Origin of the sequence: Streptomyces sp. NPDC006476 (genome assembly GCF_040612015.1) — a bacterium.
GTDB classification, from domain to species: domain Bacteria; phylum Actinomycetota; class Actinomycetes; order Streptomycetales; family Streptomycetaceae; genus Streptomyces; species Streptomyces griseorubiginosus_B.
Genome location: NZ_JBEXPK010000009.1, coordinates 18,039 through 35,467, shown reverse-complemented (window position 1 = coordinate 35,467; position 17,429 = coordinate 18,039). Strand labels below are relative to the sequence as shown.

Sequence of the window (17,429 nt, the reverse complement as noted above, 5' to 3'; positions counted from 1 at the left end):
CGCTGCCCGCACGCCCTCTTTCATGGCACGACGACGACCTTCCCGGTCGCCTCGTCGTTCTCCATGTAGCGGTGGGCGGCGACCACGTCGTCGAGGGAGAAGACGCGGTCGACGTTGGGCCGGTAGACGCCGGCCTCCACCTCGCGGACGATCCGTCGCAGGACGTCCACGCCCGCGCCTCCCTTGTAGTTGTCGCTGTGGAAGGCGGTGAGCTTGGTTCCGGAAGGGATCATCGCCACCGGTTCGAAGTCCGGGATCAGCCAGCCGCTGAGGGTGCCGGTCATGCACACCGTTCCGCCCCGGCGGACCAGGTGGAGAGAGTCCACCGCCGTGCTCGTCCCGACGAGGTCGAGAACGTGGTCGGGACCCTCGGGCCAGATCGCGTGCACCTGCGGCCCCAGAGGCCCGCCCTCGTCGACGAGCACGTGGTCCACGCCGGCCGCGGTCAGCGCCTCGACCTTGCTCCGCCGCCGGGTCGTGGCCGCGGTCTTGAGGCCGTAGCCGGCGGCGATCGACGCGGCCGCCATCCCTACGGACGACGTGCCGCCCCGGATCAGCAACCGCCCCCGGTCGCCCGGCGCGATCCCCAGCGCGTCCAGTGAGCCCTGGGCGGTCAGATACGTCTCGGGCAGGGCGGCCAGGACGTCCCAGGGCAGTGTGGTCGTGAGGGGCATGAGCAGGGAGTTGGGCAGCAGCGCGTGTTCGGCGTAGCCGCCGTCGAAGTCGCGGCCCATCTCGCCCATCACCGCGGCGACGGTCGTTCCCTCCGGCAGCGCGGGATCGGTCGAGTCCGCCACGACGCCCACGCACTCGATTCCCAGCACCCGCGGAAACCGCACGCTCGGCGAATGTCCCTGACGGGTCCTGAGCTCGGACCGGTTCAGGCCCGCGCCTTTCACCCGCACCAGGCTCCAGCCCTCCCGGACCGCCGGCAGCGGCAACTCACGGATCTCCAGCACCTCGGGGCCGCCTGCCCGGACACACACGGCCGCTCGCATCGTCGTACTCAGCATGGGTCCACTGTCGCCACCGGGCCCTCTGACCGGCCACCGGTAGAATGCCAACCCATGCCCATCGGCCGCCACGTTCCCGAGACCGGCACGACGTCACGTCTCTGGCCGTCGGGAGGGGCGCACCAGTGGCCGTCGGGCGGTACCAGTTCGGCGCACTCCCATCCTCGTGGCCATCTGGTCTACGCGGCCCGGGGCGTCCTGTCGGTGCACACCGAGCGGGGCACGGCGGTCGTTCCCGCCAACCGTGTCGCCTGGACGCCCGCGGGGTTCACCCACCACCACCGCGCGCACGGCGACACGGACATGCGGATCGTCTTCCTGCCCGCGTCCCTGTCCCGGCTCGTCCCCGACCGTCCGGCCGTGTTCCTGGCCTCGGACCTCGCCCGCGAACTTCTGCTCGCGCTCACGGGCACGCGGGAGTACGACCCCGCGGCGCAGGCCCGTCTGCGCCGCGTCCTCGTCGACGAACTCCACGAGGCCCACGAGCAGCCACTGCAGCTGCCGCAGCCGCGCGACGACCGGCTGCGGGCCGTCGCCCGGATCCTGTACGACAACCCCGCGGACACCACCCCGCTGGCCGAACTGGGGCGCGCGACCGGAGCCAGTGCCCGTACGCTCAGCCGGCTCTTCCACGACGAGCTCGGCATGACCTTCTACGAGTGGCGCACCCAGCTGCGCATCCATCACGCGCTGGTGCTGCTCGCCGACGGCCACGGCGTCACCCGCGTCGCCCACGCCTGCGGATGGTCCAACCCCAGTGGATTCATCGCGGCCTTCACCGCCGTCGTCGGCACCACACCCGGCCGCCACGCGGCCGCGCCGGGGTCAGGACATACGTCGGGGTCAGGACATACGTCGGGGTCAGGACATACGTCGGGGACGCGCTCAAGATCGTCCCGAACTTGAGCGCGTCCACCGTTCCTGCGGGTACCGACCGCTCCTACGCGCCGCTCCGGCGGGCCGCCGCGCGGCGGCGGCGTTGCAGGGCCCGCCGTTCCATCTCTCCGGTGCCGCCCCACACGCCCAGGATCTCTCCATGGTCCAGTGCCCATTCCAGGCACTCGTCCCGCACCGGGCAGCGGGCGCACACCGCCTTCGCCTGTTCGGTCTGCAACAACGCGGGGCCTGAGGTGCCGATCGGGAAGAAGAGCTCGGGATCCTCGTTGCGGCACGCGGCCTGGTCTCGCCAGTAGTCCATCAATAGTCACCTGCGATCGAAGTCGTACGTGCCCTCGCGAATGGCTTACTCGTTTTCGGGTGACCTGTCGATGCGGGAGTAAAACAAGGGGAATCGCGGAGAAACGGTGTTCATTGCTCGCGCATGCCCCAGGGGGTGCCGTAGGCGGTGAGCAGATCGAGGAACGGGCGGGCCGGGAAGGCCTCCGGACCGAGGACGCCGGAGCCCGACCAGGCGCCGGTGGCGAGGAGTTCGAGGGCGACGACCGGATTGACGGCGGTCTGCCACACCACCGCCTGGCTGCCGTACTCCTTCATGGACCACTGGTTGTCGACGACGTGGTAGAGGTACACCTCGCGCGGCACGCCGTCCTTGGTGCCGCGCACCCAGGTGCCCGCGCAGGTCTTGCCGTGCATCCGCTCGCCGAGGGTGGCCGGGTCGGGCAGCCACGCGGCGACGACGTCCCGGGGTGAGACCGCCACCGGTCCGGACGCGCTGGGCACGGTCACCGGGGCGGTGCTGTCCAGGCCGAGCAGGTGCAGCGTCCTGAGGGTGTCGATGAACTCGCTGCCGAGCCCGTACTTGAAGGTCACCCGGCGGGCGTCCACCCAGCGCGGCACGAGCAGCACCTCCTCGTGCTCCACGTTCACGCACTCCACGGGGCCGATGCCCTCGGGGAAGTCGAAGACCTCGGGCTCGCTGAACGGCTCGGTGGTGAACCAGCCGCGGTCGGCCTCGTAGACCACGGGCGGGTTGAGGCACTCCTCGATCGTGGTCCAGATGCTGAAGGAGGGGGCGAAGTCGTAGCCGTCCACGGTGAGGTTGGCGCCGTCCCGGATGCCGATCTCCTCGATCTCGTCGAAGAGTTCGTCGGCGGCGTGCCGGGCGAAGACGTCCGACAGGCCCGGCTCCACGCCCATGCCGACCAGCGCCAGCGCGCCCGCCTTCTCCCACTCCTCGGCGCGTGCGAACTGGTCGTCGCCCAGCTTGACCCCGCACCGTGCGTACGGCTGCTCGGGGTGCGGGTGCGAGAGGGACATGGCCATGTCGAGGTAGGTGGCGCCGGCGGCGCGGGCCGCCTGGAACAGGGGCATCACGAAGCGCGGGTCGGTGGCGTTGAGGAGGACGTCGCAGCGGTGCCGGCGCAGCAGGTCCACGACCGCCGGCTCCTCGCCCGCGTCCACGCGCTCGGCGGTGAAGCGGTCGTCGTCGAGGGCCGCGACCGCCGCCTCGGCCCGTGCCGGGTCGTAGTCGGCGACGACCATCGCGTCGAAGAAGGAACGCCGGGCCGCGATCCGGGTGACGGCGGTGCCGACACCGCCGGCGCCCACGAGCAGTACACGCATGGCAGAACTCCCTGTGCGGGGGTGGGTGACATGGGGCCCCGCTGGAGATGGAACGCCTTGCACCCACGTAAGGTCAATGGCGTTGGCATAAGGAGGTCGCGGTGCCCAAACCGGTCGTGCCCGAGGAGCGGCGGCGCAGGCGCCGGCCCACCAAGAGCGGCACGGTGCTGTCGGAGCGGCTGATCGTCGAGACGGCGCTGCGGATGCTGCGCGAGCACGGCAGCGCGGGTCTGACCGCCCGCCGGCTCGGTCTGGCGCTGGACGCCGACCCGAGCACGCTGTACCGCTACTTCCGCGGCATGGACGACCTGACCCTGGCCATCGGCGACGCGCTGATCGGCCAGGCCCTCGACGGCTGGCGGCCGACGGGGGAGTGGCGGGCGGACCTGCGCGCGGTCGGACTGCGCATCCACGCCGCGTACGTCGCCCATCCCCAGGCCGCGCTGCTGACCACGAACCGGGTCACCGGCCGGGCGAACGAACTCGCCGCCGACGAGGCCGTCCTGGACGTGCTGCGCACGGCCGGCTTCCCGCTCGCCGACACCGTGCGCGTCTACCACGCCTTCATCGACCAGACGCTGGCCTTCGCCGCCCTGGACGCGGCCTCTCTCACCCTGCCGAGCGCGGCCCTGCGCGCCGACGAGGAGATGTGGCGCTCGACCTACGCCCGCCTGCCGCGCACCACGCACCCGCGCATCGCCGAGGCGGCACCCCTGCTCGCGACCCGCATGGTGCACAGCGCGTACCCGACGGCGCTGGAGATGCTGCTGGACAGCGCGGCCGCACGGCTGGCCTCGCTCAGCCGCGCAGCGCCTGCTGAGCCGCCCGCGTGACCGCGTCGGCGACCGCGGCGAGGGCGGGGGAGTCGAGCTTCCACTGCTGCCAGTAGAGAGGGACGTCGAGGGCGAGCTCCGGGTCGAGGCGGACCAGGCGCCCGGCCCGCAGCAGGGGTTCGGCCTGCACCTCGGGTACGAGTCCCCAGCCGAGGCCCGCCGCGACGGACTCGGCGAAACCCTCCGACGTGGGCACGAAGTGCCGTACCGGACTCGCAGCGCCGCCGCCCCGGCGCAGTCGGCGTACGAAGGCGTCCTGCAGGTCGTCGCTGCGGTCGAAGGCGACGGTGGGCGCCGTGGCGAGCACCTCGCGCAGCGGGCCGTCGAGATGCTCGCGGGCGAAGTCCGGGTTGGCCGCGGGAACATAGCGCATCCGGCCCAGGGCGCGCACCGAGCAGCCCGTCACGGGCTCGGACGAGGACGTCACCGCGGCCATCACCGCGCCCTCGCGCAGCAGCGAGGCCGTGCGGGTCTCGTCCTCGCGGCGCAGCTCGTAGCAGAGCCGGGGCTCGTGCCGTACCGCCGTGAGGGCGGGGAGGAGCCAGGTGGCGAGGGAGTCGGCGTTCACCGCGATCGACACCCGGGTCGGCTCCCCGGCCCCGCTCATGCCGAGCTCCGCGCGGGCGTCGCGCTCCAGCCGGGCCAGCTGGCGGGCGAAGCGCACCACGACCTCGCCCGACTCGGTCGGCCGCACCGGCTTGGTACGCATCAGCAGCACCCGGCCGGTGCGCTGCTCCAGTGCCTTCACCCGCTGGCTGACCGCCGACGACGTCACATGCAGGGCGGCGGCCGCCGCGTCGAAGGTGCCCTCGTCGACGACGGCGAGGAGGGTGCGGACCTGGTCGAGAGGGAGTTCGGTCAGCTCGGTCTTCATGTCTGCTAATGATACGTAAGAATCTTTAGATGTACGTGGAGTGATCGTCTCCGTAGCGTCGATGTCATGACCAACGCCCTGACCGCCGCGGCCGCCGGATTCGGCACCGGCCTCTCGCTCATCGTCGCCATCGGCGCCCAGAACGCCTTCGTCCTGCGCCAGGGGATCCGCCGTGACGCGGTGCTCGCCGTGGTCGGCATCTGCGCCCTGTCCGACGCCGTGCTCATCGCCCTCGGCGTCGGCGGGGTCGGCGCGGTGGTGGTGGCGTATCCGCGGGCGCTCACGGCGGTCGGCTGGATCGGCGGCGGCTTCCTGCTGTGCTACGGCGCCCTCGCCGCCCGCAGGGTGCTGCGGCCGGCCGGGGACTCGCTGCGCGCCGAGGGCGAGGCGACCGGCTCGCGTCGGCGGGCGGTGGTGACCTGTCTGGCGCTGACCTGGCTCAACCCGCACGTCTACCTGGACACCGTGTTCCTGCTCGGCTCGATCGCCGCGCACCGCGGCGAGCTGCGGTGGACCTTCGGCCTCGGAGCGGCCCTCGCCAGCCTGTGCTGGTTCGCCGCCCTCGGCTTCGGCGGTCGTCTGCTGGGCCGCTTCCTGGCCAGGCCGTCCGCCTGGCGGGTGCTGGACGGGCTGGTTGCCGCGACGATGATCACACTCGGCGGCATGCTCGTGGCCCGGGCCTGACGTCCGAGGGCTGATCGCGCGTCCCCAACTTCCCGGCGTTGCTGCGATAGTGGGCCCCGGCCCCGAAAGATGTATCGAGCAACCAGGACACCCGTGGACACGAGCGAGAGCAGCACCGAACCACAGCCACCGGCCCCCGCCGCAGAAGAGGCGGGGGCCCCTCCCGGGCGCGGCTGGCGCCGGTGGGCGATGGACACCCGCCCGCTGCGCGTCCCGGCCTACCGGCGCCTGTGGTCCTCGACGATCGTCACCGCGGTCGGCAGCCAGCTCACCGCGGTCGCCGTGCCCAAGCAGATCTACGACATCACCGGCTCCTCGGCCTGGGTCGGCGCCGCCAGCCTCGCCGGACTGCTCCCGCTGATCGTGTTCGCGCTGTGGGGCGGCGCGGTCGCCGACACCATGGACCGCCGCAAGCTGCTGCTGATCACCAACACCGGCATCGCGGTGACCTCCCTGCTGTTCTGGCTGCAGGCCGTCGGCGGACTCGAGTCGGTGTGGGCGCTGATGGTGCTGCTCGCGATGCAGCAGGCGTTCTGGGGTCTGAACGCCCCGGCCCGCAACGCCTCCATCGCCCGGCTGGTGCCCGAGGAGCAGCTGCCCGCGGCCAACGCGCTCGGCTCCACCGTCATGCAGACCGGCCAGGTCGTGGGTCCGCTGCTGGCCGGCGTCCTGATACCCGTCATCGGCCTGCCCGAGCTGTATCTGATCGACGCCCTCGCCCTGTGCATCACCGTCTGGGCGGTCTACCGGCTGCCCTCACTCCCGCCCCGGGCCGGCACCGCGGTGCGCCGGGCGGGCGTACGGCAGATCGCGGAGGGCTTCCGCTACATCTCCCGGCACAAGGTGCTGCTGCTGTCCTTCCTCGCCGACATCATCGCGATGGTCTTCGGTATGCCCCGCGCCCTGTTCCCGCAACTGGCCGCGCAGACCTACGACTCCTACGGCGAGGGGCTCGCCCTCGGCCTGCTCTTCGCGGCCATCCCGATCGGCGCCGTGCTCGGCGGACTGTTCTCCGGCACCTTCTCCCGGGCCCGCAGGCACGGCTGGATGGTCATCGGCGCGGTCGTCGCCTGGGGGCTGGCGATCGCCGGGTTCGGGCTCAGCGGGAACCTGTGGATCGCGGCGGGCTTCCTGGCCGTGGCCGGCCTCGCCGACATGGTCTCCATGGTCTTCCGCGGGGCGATCCTGCTGTCCGCCGCCACCGACGAGATGCGCGGCCGTATGCAGGGCGTCTTCACCGTTGTCGTCGCGGGCGGCCCCCGCCTGGCCGACGTCCTGCACGGTACCGCGGGCTCCGCCTTCGGCCCGCGTGCCGCGGTCGCGGGCGGCGGCCTGCTGGTCGTCGCCATGATGCTTGCCCTCACCGCGGCGGTACCGGCCCTGCGCCGCTACCGGATCTAGGACCCGCCGGATCCCTTGCCGCCGGGATGATCCAATGACGGGCCTCGGCCGCCGGGGGCCGCTCCTCGACGCGATCGGCCCGGAGCATGGCGCCGGCCTGCCAGCCTGTCGGCAAATCCGAGCGGACCGTCGGTGCGCGGGTCGGCGGCCGCGGTGCAGCTGGGCATCTCTGCCCGCGCGTGCCGGGGCCTGCGGGTCGGGCCAACCGTCAGTGCTGTCGTAAAACTACAAACCGCCGCGCCGGTGTGTCGCGTACTGCTCCATCAGCCTGCCCCGGGTCATCTCCAGACGGTGGGCGAGGATCTCGGCGACGCTGCGCACGAGCACGATGCCCAGCGACGGATCCTCCTCGCACAGCCGCAGCACCTGCGCCGCGTCGAACTCGTAGGCCCGCACCGGGCTGAAGGCCTCGGCGCCGAAGTCCCACTCGTGCGGCGGGAACAGCCACGACCAGCCGAGCAGATCGCCCGCGCCCAGGCTGGCCACGGTGACCCGCTGCAACGAGTTGACCCGCTGGTCGAGGGTGACCGCCCCCGAGCGGATCACCCAAAAGCGGTCGGCCCGGCCGCCCGCCTCGAAGATCCGGGTGTCCTCCGGGAAGGAGACCTCCTTCGCCAACGCCATCAGACGCTGGCGCTGGGGCGGAGGGAGGGCGGTCAGCAGCTTGATCGCTTTGGTCATGGCACGGGGCTCCTCGCCGGCGTGGGTTGAGGTGTTTCCCTACGCCCATTTCAGCCGCTCCCGGTCCGCTGAGCACCTCGGCGGACGGCAGTTCCGGTGAAGAAGTCGCGCGCATGAAAAAGCCCTGGCTGGACGGGGGAGGCCAGCCAGGGCCGTTCGCGGTGATGCCGGAGGACGGATACGGTCGACTCCGCCACCACGTATGAATGAACGGTAAACCATCAAGGGGCGCTACGCGTAGCGAAAAGCGGGTTGCGTGACCGGTTTCACTCCACGGGCTCGTGGCCGGCCGCCACGACCCTGATCGTCCTGAGTTCAGGATCGCTGGGGTCGGGCAGGTTCATGCCCGCCTCCAGACCCGTGCGCAGATACCGCAGCACCGGCTCGGTGAGCCGTTCGCCGGGCAGAACGGCCGGAATCCCGGGCGGATACGGCGTGATCATCTCCGCCGCGATCCGGCCCGCCGCCCGGCCGACCGGCACGTCCTCGGCGGGACCGAAGAAGGCGTCCCGCGGCAACTGCGCCTGCGTCATGCGCAGTTCCGCGGGCGAGGGCACGTCCACCCATGGCGCGCGCGGAAGTTCGAGCGCCGCCTGCGCGAGATCCTTGAGCCCGGTCAGCAGCTCGCCGGTCGTCTCCCGGTCGTCGGCGTGGGTGATCTGGGCGCCGATACGGCGGTGGTCGTTGAGGTGCATGTCCAGCCGTCGGTGCTCACGCAGCCAGTCGGCGGCCTGGAACCCGGTGATCCCGAGACCCGAGACATCGATGACGCACGGCAGCGGGTCGAAGTCGTCGGCCAGGCCCTCACCGCAGAAGTCGTCCCGGTCGTTGACGTGCAGGCCGTCGATCTGCTCGATCGCCGCCCGCACCTCGGTCGCCAGGTCCAGCGCCCCGCCCATCAACTCCCGGCCGTGCAGGACCATCTGCCGCCGCCAGCCGTCCATCCCGGCGTACAGCAGCACCGACGGGCTGGTGGTGCCCAGCAGGTCGGCACGCGTCTTCAGCAGCTGCGGCGGCACCCGGTCGCCGCGCAGATGGAACACCGAGCCCTGTTCGAGGCCGCTGCCCATCTTGTGGATGCTGGTCACGCAGATGTCGGCGCCCGCGTCCATCGCCCATGACGGCAGACCGGGATGGAAGGGCAGATGGGCGCCCCAGGCCTCGTCCACGATCAGCGGCAGTGAACGGCGGTGACAGACCTCGGCGATCGCCCGCAGGTCCGCACAGGCTCCGTACGGCGTGGGACTGACGACCAGGGCGCCCCTGGCTTCGGGATGCTCCTGGAAAGCCTGCTCGAAGCGTTCGGCGGACGGGGCGTGCGCCAGATGCCGCTCGGCGTCCCAGCAGGGCTCCACCCACACCGGTTCGATGCCGGACAGGACCAGCCCGGACACCACCGACTTGTGGGCGTCCCGGCTGATCAGCAGCTTCTCGTGCGGGCCCGCGACGGCCAGCATCGCGGCCTTGACCGACAGCGAGCTGCCGCACGTGGTGAAGAACGTGTGCTCGGCGTCCACCGCGTCCGCCATCAGCTCCTCCGCACGCTCCAGCACCCGCCCCCGGGTGAGCCGGTCGTCCAGCCCGCCCGAGGCCAGGACGTCACCGAGGAACACGGCGTCGCCCAGCAGCTCGCGCACGGCGGGGTCGGCGCCACGGGCCTGTTTGTGTCCCGGCGGGGAGAAGGACAACTGCCCCTGGCGATGGAAGTCGGCCAGGGCCTCCAGGATGGGTGCGCGGTGGTGATCGGCTGACATGCGCGCCGGGTGCCCAGGAGGGTGGGCGTGAATCGGGCCGGAGGGATCAACCCTGCTCGGAGTGGGCGCCGGGGGTGAGGATCTCGTCCAGCACCCTGATCACCGTCTCGTAGGCCAGGGTCCGTACGACGGCCTCGCTCGCGGGGTCCGGCTCACCCGCCTTCAGGTCGTCCGCGCGCTCTCGCCAGGTCTGTTCCTCCTGCTGTGCGCAGGCCCGAGCGCGCTGGAGGCGGCGGAGCAGTTCGTCTGAGTCCACGACATCGCTCATGACGGCCGGGTACCCACGGTCTCCGGTGAGAAGACCGATGCCGAAGGACCGGTACGGGAGGTTTGACGGGCCCCGCGGTGGTGAGCCGGTAGGTGAGACCTGGAGTGCTCACGCAGGCGACGGGACGCCGTCGCTGTCGGCCGAGACCTCGCCGTGGCCGTGACGCAGCGTGCGGCCGTGCGGCACGGGGGGTGCCGCACGGCCGCCTTTCTCACCGACCGCGAGCTCGTTCCTTCTGCCGACAGGGAGCCAGGCGATGTGCGAGAGGCACACGACCGAATCCGCCACCGAGCCCTCGGGTACCCGGGGTGCCGGGCCGAAGCGCCTGTGCCACCCGGCCGACGCTCGCAGGGCCGTGGAACGCGTGGTCGCCGAACGCTGCCGAATCACCCACACGCAGTGCGATCCGGGCGCCCTGGGCGATGCGCTGCTCGTCGCCTCGGAACTCGCCAGCAACGCCATGCTGCACGGCGGCGGCGTCACCGACTTCCGCGTCGATGTCGCCGGGCCCTGTCTGTGTGTCTCGGTGAGCGACCGCAGTGCCGAGCTGCCGGTGATCAGGCCCCCGGTGGACGCCCGGGGACGGCGCCGCTCCGGCGGTCTGGGCTGGCCCATCGTGTGCCGGCTTTCTCGCGATGTGCGGGTGTCCGAGCTGCCTGCCGGCGGCAAGTGCATCACGGCGATGGTGGAGCTTCCCTGAGGACTCCCGGCGAAGCGGAGCGAAGAGTTTCGGGAAGCGGAGTTTGTACCCACCACCCATGGGCAGACGGAGTTTCGTGCTTCGGACCGGAGGCGCGCCAGCGGGAGCGGTATGGCTGGCCGGACCTTCAGGCGGTCCGGGTGGCGGCTTCTCCCGCGGTATGTCCCTGAAACCCCAGTTCGGGAGCGAATCCGCATGCTCATCGACACCTCGACCAGCCGTCCCGGCACGCAGACCACCCAGGCCCCGTCCAGCAGGCGGCGGCACGACGACGCCCCCGACACGGCCGACCTCTTCGCCCGGCTGGCCAATCTGGAGGACGGACCGGAACGTGACGCGATCCGCGACCAGCTCGTCAAGGCCTGGCTGCCCATGGCCCACCGCATCGCCGGCCGTTTCCGCGACCGCGGCGAGTCGGTGGAGGACCTGAGGCAGGTCGCGGCCCTCGGACTGGTCAAGGCCATCGACCGTTTCGCCCCCGAGCGGGGCGCCTTCGAGAGTTACGCCGTCCCCACCATCACCGGCGAGGTCAAGCGGCACTTCCGGGACCGTATGTGGGCGCTGCGCGTGCCCCGCAGGGTGCAGGAACTGCGCAACAAGGTGCGGATCGCGCGCCGTGAGCTGACCCAGACCCCCGGTACCCCCGAGCCGTCGGTCGCCGACCTCGCCGCTCACACCGGGCTCACCGAGGAGGAAGTGAGCTGCGGCCTGGAGGCACTGGAGAGCTTCAGCACCCTGTCGCTGGACGCCGAGCTCTCCGGTGACGACGACGGCTACAGCCTCGCCGACACGCTCGGGGCGACGGACTCCTCCTTCGACACCGTGATCGACCGCGAGTCCGCCAAGGAAGGCCTGCGCCGCCTGCCCGAACGCGAACGGGCCATTCTCTACATGCGCTTCTTCGAGGACATGACGCAAAGCCGGATCGCCGACCAGTTGGGCATCTCCCAGATGCACGTCTCCCGCCTCATCAGCCGCAGCTGCGCCCAGGTGCGCGCCGAGGCGATGGGCCAGCGCGGCCGACGGGGCACCGACGGGCGGTCGACCGCGGTCTGAGCCGAGCCGAGCGATTACCGATTCGAGGAGGAACGGAAACCATGCTGATCCCTCATCCGGCCTTTCTGCGCAAACTCGTCGAGGAGTACGAGTCACTGCGGGCCGAGGAGGCCGAGACCGGCACGGGCCGGGTCAGCCCGCGCGCCCAGGACGTGGCGTACACGCTGTGCGTGTCGACCGGCACCCGTGACGTCAGACACGCCCTGGAGACGGCCCACCGGCTGCTGGCGGCGGCGGACCCGGTGCACTCGGCGTCGAAGACCGCCGCACCCCTGGCCGACTGACCTCACGCACCAGTCCGCGACGGCTGTGCCCGGAAGCGCATCGAGCCCGCTTCCGGGCACAGCCGTGTCCGGTGCCGGCGGCGGGTCCTGACTGGCGCGATCGCACGGGTTGCGGCCGGTGTCGGGGCCCGAAGCCGGGGCATTCGCACGACGGGAGGTTCACATGAACGCGAGTGCTATGTCACATACCACCCGCATGCAGGCCGAACGTGCGGCCCGTGGCTCGGTGACCGAGGGCGCGGCCCGTGCCGGGCTCACCGCCCGCGGGGTGATCTATCTGCTGGTCGGCGTCATCGCGCTGCAGATCGCCTTCGGCGACACAGACCAACAGGCGGACCGCGGCGGCGCGGTCGGCGAGCTGGCCCGACAGCCCTTCGGAGCCGTCCTGCTCTGGGCGCTGGGTCTGGGCCTGGTCGGCATGGCGCTGTGGCGGCTGTCGGAGGCCGTCTTCGGCTCGGTCGGCAAGGACGGCCGCAGCGCGCGCAAGCGGCTGATCGCGGCGGCCCGGTGCGTCTTCTACGCGTTCGTCGCCTACTCGGTGCTCCGTTTCGCGGCGGGCCCGCACGGCGGCAGCGGCGGGGGCTCCAGCGACGAACAGTCCCGCGACATCACCGCGCGGGTCCTGCAAATGCCCGCCGGGCAGTGGCTGGTGGGCATCGCGGGTGCCGGCGTCATCGTGGCGGGCGTCTGGGTCGGGGCCCGGGCCGTACGGCGGGACTACCGCCGTCAGCTCAAGCTCACCCAGATGGCCCCCTGGGCGCGCCGGCTGGTGGACGTGACCGGAGTGGGCGGCGGAGCGGCGCGCGGCCTGGTCTTCGCCGCGGCGGGCGTCTTCGCGGTGCGTGCCGCCGTCGACTACAAGCCCGACAGGGCCAAGGGACTGGACGACACCCTGCGCTCGTTCGCCGACACCCCCCTCGGCCCGTGGCTGCTGGTCTGCGTGGCGACCGGCCTGGTCCTGTTCGGTCTGTTCTCGTTCGCCCTGGCGCGCTGGCGCCGGGTCTGACGCGTGAGGAAGGGGGAACACGATGGGGATGAACGAACCCGAGTTTCCACCCGAGCACCGGCCCGTCGACATGTATCTCGGCCTCCTGCGCACCCGGATGGACACGGAGGACTACCTTCAGCTGCTCGACGTGGTCCAGCCGATCCTGCGGGCGATCGAGGAGCAGCGTCTGCCCGAGCTCGACTTCGCCCTCGACGGTGAACGCACCGACGGTCTGTCCCAGGAGGTCCGCGACGAGGCCGCCCTGGTCATCGCCGCCGCGGTCACCGGCAGACTGGACAACGAGGTCGTCGAGATCAACCTGGACGAGACCGGCCCGGTCCGCGTGATCACCGACGCGGACACCGCATCCGACCCCACCCGCCTCGGCGAGATCGCCGACTACATCCGCGAGCGGCACCACCAGAACGAGGAGCTGCGCGGCATCGCCGAGGTCAGCGGCCTGCCCACCGACTTCTGACGGATCAATGGTATATGACATAGCACTGACCAGTGGTATGTGACATAGCACTGAGAACCCCAGGCCGTCACCGTCACCGCTTCGGCTCCGCCACCGGCACCCGCAGCGGCCGGGCCAGGCCCACCACCGCCTCGTCCAGCCGCTGCAGATGCCGTAGCACTCGGTCGGTGATCCGGCCGTAGCGCGACCCGCCGGGCAGCTCCGACTCCAGCAGCGCGGCGATGCTCGCGCCCGTCTCGACCTCGACGTCCGCCCGCTCGTCCGCGACCCGCGCCGCGATCGCGTCGATGTTGTGCAGCAGGCGCCGCCCCGCCCGGCGCAACCGGGGATCGGCGGCGATGGAGGGATGCGTGGGCAGCAGCTCGGCCATCGCGGCCAGCGACCGCGCGTGATACGCGGAGGTCTCCAGCAGCGCGACCACGTACCGGGCGGTGTCGCGCCGGGCCCGCATCGGGGTCACCGGGTGGGTCAGCGGCTGCGTGGCGGCCCGCAGGTCCGCCAGCGCCTGGTCCAGGTCCCGCGCCTTGTCCAGCAGCTCGTCCGGCGGCCCGCCGCTGAGCTGCTCCACGGCGGCCTCGGTGACCGCACCGAGCCGCTCCAGCACCGTCACCAGCAGGTCGTTGGTACGGCGGTCGGTGTGCACCGGCAGCACGAACGCCGCCGCGATGATGCCGCAGGCCGCGCCCAGCGCCGTCTCCTCCACCCGCAGCACCAGCACCGACAGGCTGTAGGTGTGCAGCAGCGTGTAGAGCAGGCCCAGCGCCGCCGTCACGAAGAACGACATCAGCGTGTACGACAGCGGCGCCGTGTAGAACATCGCGAACACGCACACCAGCACCAGCGCGAACGCCGTCCAGGTGTGGTGGCCGACCAGCGCGGCGAGCAGCAGTCCCGCGATCACGCCGAGCACGGTGCCCACCAGCCGCCGGTAGCCCTTGACCAGGATCTCGCCCGTGGACGCGGTGTTGATGAACACGATCCAGCAGGTCAGCACCGCCCAGTACCAGCGCTGACTGGAGAGGAACTCGCCGCCCACGATGGCCAGCGACGAGCCCACCGCGACCTGCACCGCGGCCCGGGTGGTCGGCCGCCGCAGGCCCGTCGCCGTGTCCTCGGCGCTCTCCTCGCCCCCGTCGATCGCGGCGTCCTCGGCGTCCAGTTCCTCACGGGAGCGCGCGGCGGACGGGGTGTCGTCCGACTCGTCCTGCGGCCCGTCCAGCGCGATCCTGAGGCCCAGCACGGCGCGGGCGGCCTCGCCGATGCCGCGGAAGACGTCCTGCACGGCGGGGGAGGCCTTGGGCAGGTTCTCCTCGTCCCGGTAGCCGAGCAGCCGGTTGCGCAGCTGGACCAGTCCGGCGCCGGGGTGGGCGGAGACCGGCCGCAGCACCAGCGCCCGCAGTGCCTCAAGATCGCGGCGCAGAATCTCGGTCGCCTCGTCCCGTACGGGCAGCCGGCCGCCCTCGGAGAGGGACGCTCCCGGCAGGTGCAGGGTCAGGGTGTCCGCCCGCTCGGCGCTGCGCGCGGTGAGCAGCAGCAGACCGAGGCGCTCGGCGGCGATCTCGGCGTCCGCGATGCGCCGCTGCACCAGCCGGGCCACGGCCTCGTCGGAGGTGCCGTCCTCCAGCCGTCCCTGGATCATCATGGCCGTGTCGTGCAGCCGGGCGGTGCCCTCGCGGGTGCCCTGCAGGGCCTTGTCGATGTCGTCGGGGCCGGCGTCCAGCAGCTCCAGCTGCGCGGACACCAGCTGGGCCAGCCGGGCCCGGAAAGCGTCCCGCAGTCGCTCCAGGATCCCGGCGGGCGTCTCGCGCACCAGGCCGAAGCGCATGACCGCGCTGGCCGCGAAGGCGACCACGACCACGCCGTACAGCTGGGGCAGCGCGGAGACGGTGGCGCCGACGAACAGGGACATGAAGTAGACCTGGAAGCCGACCAGGCCCAGCGCGGTGCCCCGGTCGCCGAACCTGCGGGCGTACACGGCGCAGAAGATGAGCGCGACGAAGAAGACGTCACCGGCGATCACCCGGGAGTGCAGCAACGCGCCCAGGGACACGGAGACCAGGGCCACCGGAAGCCCGAGGGCGAGGGTGACGGCCTGCGGGCCGGGCTGTTTCTCGCGGATGGCGAAGGTGGCCACCATCGCCGCGATGGCCCCGCCGACCAGATGGCGCACATCGGCGTGCAGCAGGGTGAGCACGGCCAGCGTCAGGGCGATCGCGCCCATCGTCCTCAGCCCGGCGGTCAGGCGCAGCAGCCCGGGGTCGGAGGCCGCCACGAGATCCCGCAGCCGTACCCTGACCGACCCTCGCGCTGCCCTCACGCCGCCGTACTCACTCCCCGCTTCACGTCATGATCCGCGACCCAGCATGACATGACGGACGCGGACCGCTCGCACCCGCCTCACAGCTGCTTGCGCCCGGCCCCCTCGATCTGCTCCCGCACCTGCTCCGCGCTCAGATAGGCGTCGGTGTACTCGAAGTCCTTGAGCCTGGCCGGCTTACGGGCCTGGAAGCCGGTGCGGACGAAATCGTCACCGGCGATCGCGTTGAGCGTCCAGTTGGTCGCCACCCGGACCTTGGCGACACTGGTGCGCAGCGCCCACCAGTGGTAGCCGCGGGCCGCGAACTGGGCGGGCAGACCGTGCAGTTCGATGCCCAACGGCTTGGAGACGGCGTCGGTGCCGCCGAGGTCGACCACGAGACCGAGGTCCTTGTGGCGGTACGGCGTCATGGGATGGTTGCGCAGGCTCGCGATGATGTTGTCGGCGACCTGCGGGCCCTGCCGCATGGCGTGCTGCGCGGTGGGCGGGCAGATCGCGTCCTCCTGACCCTTCGCCAGGTCCGGCACCGCGGCGGAGTCGCCGAGCGCGAACACCCCGTCATGACCGGGCAGGTTCATCTCGGGGGTGACCACGAGGCGCCCGCGGACCGTCTCCGCGCCGAGCGTGGCGATGAGCGGGCTGGCGGCGACCCCGGCGGTCCAGATCAGGGTGCGGGTGGGCACCACCCGTCCGTCGGTGAAGGTGACCTCCTCGGGCCCCGCCTTCTCGATGGACACGCCCAGCGAGACTTCGATGCCGCGCCGCTTGAGGATCTCCTGCGCGCTGCGGCCGAGCTTGTCGCCGAGCTCGGGCATCAACTTGGGGGCGATGTCGATCAGATGCCACTTGATCAGGGCCGGGTCGATGCGTGGGTAGCGCTTGACCGCGCCGTGGGTGAGCTTCTGCAGACAGGCGGCCGTCTCCGTGCCGGCGTAGCCGGCGCCGACCACCACGAACTGCAGCCGCGAGGCGCGCTCGGCCGGATCGTCGCTGGCGTCGGCCAGGTCGAGCTGGGAGATCACATGGTCGCGGATGTAGGCGGCCTCGGCGAGTGTCTTCATCCCGAAGGCGTGCTCGGTCAGCCCAGGGATGTCGAAGGTGCGGGTGATGCTTCCGGGGGCCAGCACGATGTAGTCGTAGGGCTCGTTGACGATCTGGTCGGTGATAGTGCGGATGACGCAGACCTTGGCCTTCAGGTCGACGCCGATGGCTCCGCCGGGAATGATCCGGGTGCGGTACTTCTTGCTGCGGCGCAGCGAGACGGCGATCGACTGGGGCGTCAGCACACCGGAGGCGACCTGGGGCAGCAGGGGCAGATAGAGCTGGTAGGCGAACGGGGTCACCAGAGTGACGTCCGCCTCGGCCGGCGCGAGTTTCCGCTCCAGCCTGCGTACGCACTCCACGCCGGCGAAGCCCGCGCCCACCACCAGGATCCTGGGTCGTGTCACGTCGTTCATCCCTTTCTGCGGCTCCAGGCGGTCTGCAACCGACGCCCTTCGCCTGCCCTGGATCTCCGCTCGCACCACATCGATCCCACCGCTTGCCCAGCCGTTCCGCCAGCGGGGCACGGCGGGC

The 17,429-nt window shown here is 71.7% G+C and carries 18 protein-coding genes; 9 read left to right on the top strand and 9 right to left on the bottom strand.

The window, feature by feature from the left end; genetic code table 11:
* Nucleotides 1-20: 20 nt before the first annotated feature.
* Entirely contained in the window at nucleotides 21-1,013 is a 993-nt protein-coding gene (locus tag ABZZ74_RS12205; RefSeq protein ID WP_356763825.1) for a zinc-binding dehydrogenase, read from the bottom strand.
* Nucleotides 1,014-1,067: 54 nt separating this feature from the next.
* On the opposite strand from ABZZ74_RS12205, the gene ABZZ74_RS12200 reads away from it, so the two are divergent.
* Nucleotides 1,068-1,919, top strand: coding sequence for a helix-turn-helix transcriptional regulator (locus tag ABZZ74_RS12200; protein ID WP_356763823.1), 852 nt, complete (start codon nucleotides 1,068-1,070; stop codon nucleotides 1,917-1,919).
* A 34-nt stretch (nucleotides 1,920-1,953) separates the two neighbouring features.
* Here ABZZ74_RS12200 and ABZZ74_RS12195 read toward each other — a convergent pair whose 3' ends face one another.
* On the bottom strand, nucleotides 1,954-2,211 hold the full coding sequence (locus ABZZ74_RS12195; RefSeq protein ID WP_356763821.1) for a WhiB family transcriptional regulator: 258 nt from the start codon (nucleotides 2,209-2,211) through the stop codon (nucleotides 1,954-1,956).
* A 110-nt stretch (nucleotides 2,212-2,321) separates the two neighbouring features.
* Entirely contained in the window at nucleotides 2,322-3,536 is a 1,215-nt protein-coding gene (locus ABZZ74_RS12190) for a saccharopine dehydrogenase C-terminal domain-containing protein (protein ID WP_356763819.1), read from the bottom strand.
* A gap of 101 nt (nucleotides 3,537-3,637) precedes the next feature.
* Between ABZZ74_RS12190 and ABZZ74_RS12185 the strand changes: the two genes are divergently transcribed.
* Entirely contained in the window at nucleotides 3,638-4,369 is a 732-nt protein-coding gene (locus ABZZ74_RS12185; protein WP_133048719.1) for a TetR/AcrR family transcriptional regulator C-terminal domain-containing protein, read from the top strand.
* Here ABZZ74_RS12185 and ABZZ74_RS12180 read toward each other — a convergent pair.
* Nucleotides 4,335-5,243, bottom strand: coding sequence for a LysR family transcriptional regulator ArgP (locus ABZZ74_RS12180; RefSeq protein WP_356763817.1), 909 nt, complete (start codon nucleotides 5,241-5,243; stop codon nucleotides 4,335-4,337). The genes ABZZ74_RS12185 and ABZZ74_RS12180 overlap by 35 nt on opposite strands.
* Before the next feature lie 66 nt (nucleotides 5,244-5,309).
* Here ABZZ74_RS12180 and ABZZ74_RS12175 point away from each other — a divergent pair, with 66 nt between their 5' ends.
* Nucleotides 5,310-5,927: a LysE/ArgO family amino acid transporter gene (locus ABZZ74_RS12175; protein ID WP_356763815.1), complete on the top strand. Its 618-nt coding sequence runs from the start codon at nucleotides 5,310-5,312 to the stop codon at nucleotides 5,925-5,927.
* Nucleotides 5,928-6,020: 93 nt separating this feature from the next.
* Nucleotides 6,021-7,328: an MFS transporter gene (locus ABZZ74_RS12170; RefSeq protein WP_356763813.1), complete on the top strand. Its 1,308-nt coding sequence runs from the start codon at nucleotides 6,021-6,023 to the stop codon at nucleotides 7,326-7,328.
* 225 nt (nucleotides 7,329-7,553) lie between these two features.
* On the opposite strand, the gene ABZZ74_RS12165 is transcribed toward ABZZ74_RS12170, so the two are convergent.
* The 3 genes from ABZZ74_RS12165 to ABZZ74_RS12155 all read right to left on the bottom strand — a co-directional run bounded on the left by ABZZ74_RS12165 (nucleotide 7,554) and on the right by ABZZ74_RS12155 (nucleotide 10,031).
* On the bottom strand, nucleotides 7,554-8,009 hold the full coding sequence (locus tag ABZZ74_RS12165; RefSeq protein WP_356763811.1) for a cyclic nucleotide-binding domain-containing protein: 456 nt from the start codon (nucleotides 8,007-8,009) through the stop codon (nucleotides 7,554-7,556).
* A gap of 266 nt (nucleotides 8,010-8,275) precedes the next feature.
* Nucleotides 8,276-9,763, bottom strand: a complete 1,488-nt coding sequence (locus tag ABZZ74_RS12160) for an aminotransferase class I/II-fold pyridoxal phosphate-dependent enzyme (RefSeq protein ID WP_356763809.1) — start codon at nucleotides 9,761-9,763, stop codon at nucleotides 8,276-8,278.
* A 46-nt stretch (nucleotides 9,764-9,809) separates the two neighbouring features.
* A complete protein-coding gene (locus ABZZ74_RS12155; protein ID WP_356763807.1) occupies nucleotides 9,810-10,031 on the bottom strand; it encodes a hypothetical protein in 222 nt (73 codons plus the stop codon).
* 256 nt (nucleotides 10,032-10,287) lie between these two features.
* Between ABZZ74_RS12155 and ABZZ74_RS12150 the strand changes: the two genes are divergently transcribed.
* From ABZZ74_RS12150 to ABZZ74_RS12130, 5 genes are all read left to right on the top strand, one after another.
* Complete coding sequence (locus ABZZ74_RS12150) at nucleotides 10,288-10,731, top strand: ATP-binding protein (RefSeq protein ID WP_356763805.1); 444 nt, start codon at nucleotides 10,288-10,290, stop codon at nucleotides 10,729-10,731.
* 195 nt (nucleotides 10,732-10,926) lie between these two features.
* Nucleotides 10,927-11,787, top strand: coding sequence for a SigB/SigF/SigG family RNA polymerase sigma factor (locus ABZZ74_RS12145; RefSeq protein ID WP_356763803.1), 861 nt, complete (start codon nucleotides 10,927-10,929; stop codon nucleotides 11,785-11,787).
* Nucleotides 11,788-11,828: 41 nt separating this feature from the next.
* Complete coding sequence (locus tag ABZZ74_RS12140; RefSeq protein WP_356763801.1) at nucleotides 11,829-12,071, top strand: DUF5133 domain-containing protein; 243 nt, start codon at nucleotides 11,829-11,831, stop codon at nucleotides 12,069-12,071.
* 163 nt (nucleotides 12,072-12,234) lie between these two features.
* Nucleotides 12,235-13,077, top strand: a complete 843-nt coding sequence (locus tag ABZZ74_RS12135; protein ID WP_356763799.1) for a DUF1206 domain-containing protein — start codon at nucleotides 12,235-12,237, stop codon at nucleotides 13,075-13,077.
* Between the two features lie 28 nt (nucleotides 13,078-13,105).
* Nucleotides 13,106-13,537, top strand: coding sequence for a hypothetical protein (locus tag ABZZ74_RS12130; protein WP_356763797.1), 432 nt, complete (start codon nucleotides 13,106-13,108; stop codon nucleotides 13,535-13,537).
* Between the two features lie 73 nt (nucleotides 13,538-13,610).
* Here the strand turns inward: ABZZ74_RS12130 and ABZZ74_RS12125 are convergent, their stop codons facing one another.
* Together ABZZ74_RS12125 and ABZZ74_RS12120 are read right to left on the bottom strand one after the other, a co-directional pair.
* Complete coding sequence (locus ABZZ74_RS12125) at nucleotides 13,611-15,854, bottom strand: FUSC family protein (protein ID WP_356763795.1); 2,244 nt, start codon at nucleotides 15,852-15,854, stop codon at nucleotides 13,611-13,613.
* 80 nt (nucleotides 15,855-15,934) lie between these two features.
* Nucleotides 15,935-17,311, bottom strand: coding sequence for an NAD(P)/FAD-dependent oxidoreductase (locus ABZZ74_RS12120; protein WP_356763793.1), 1,377 nt, complete (start codon nucleotides 17,309-17,311; stop codon nucleotides 15,935-15,937).
* Nucleotides 17,312-17,429 lie beyond the last annotated feature (118 nt).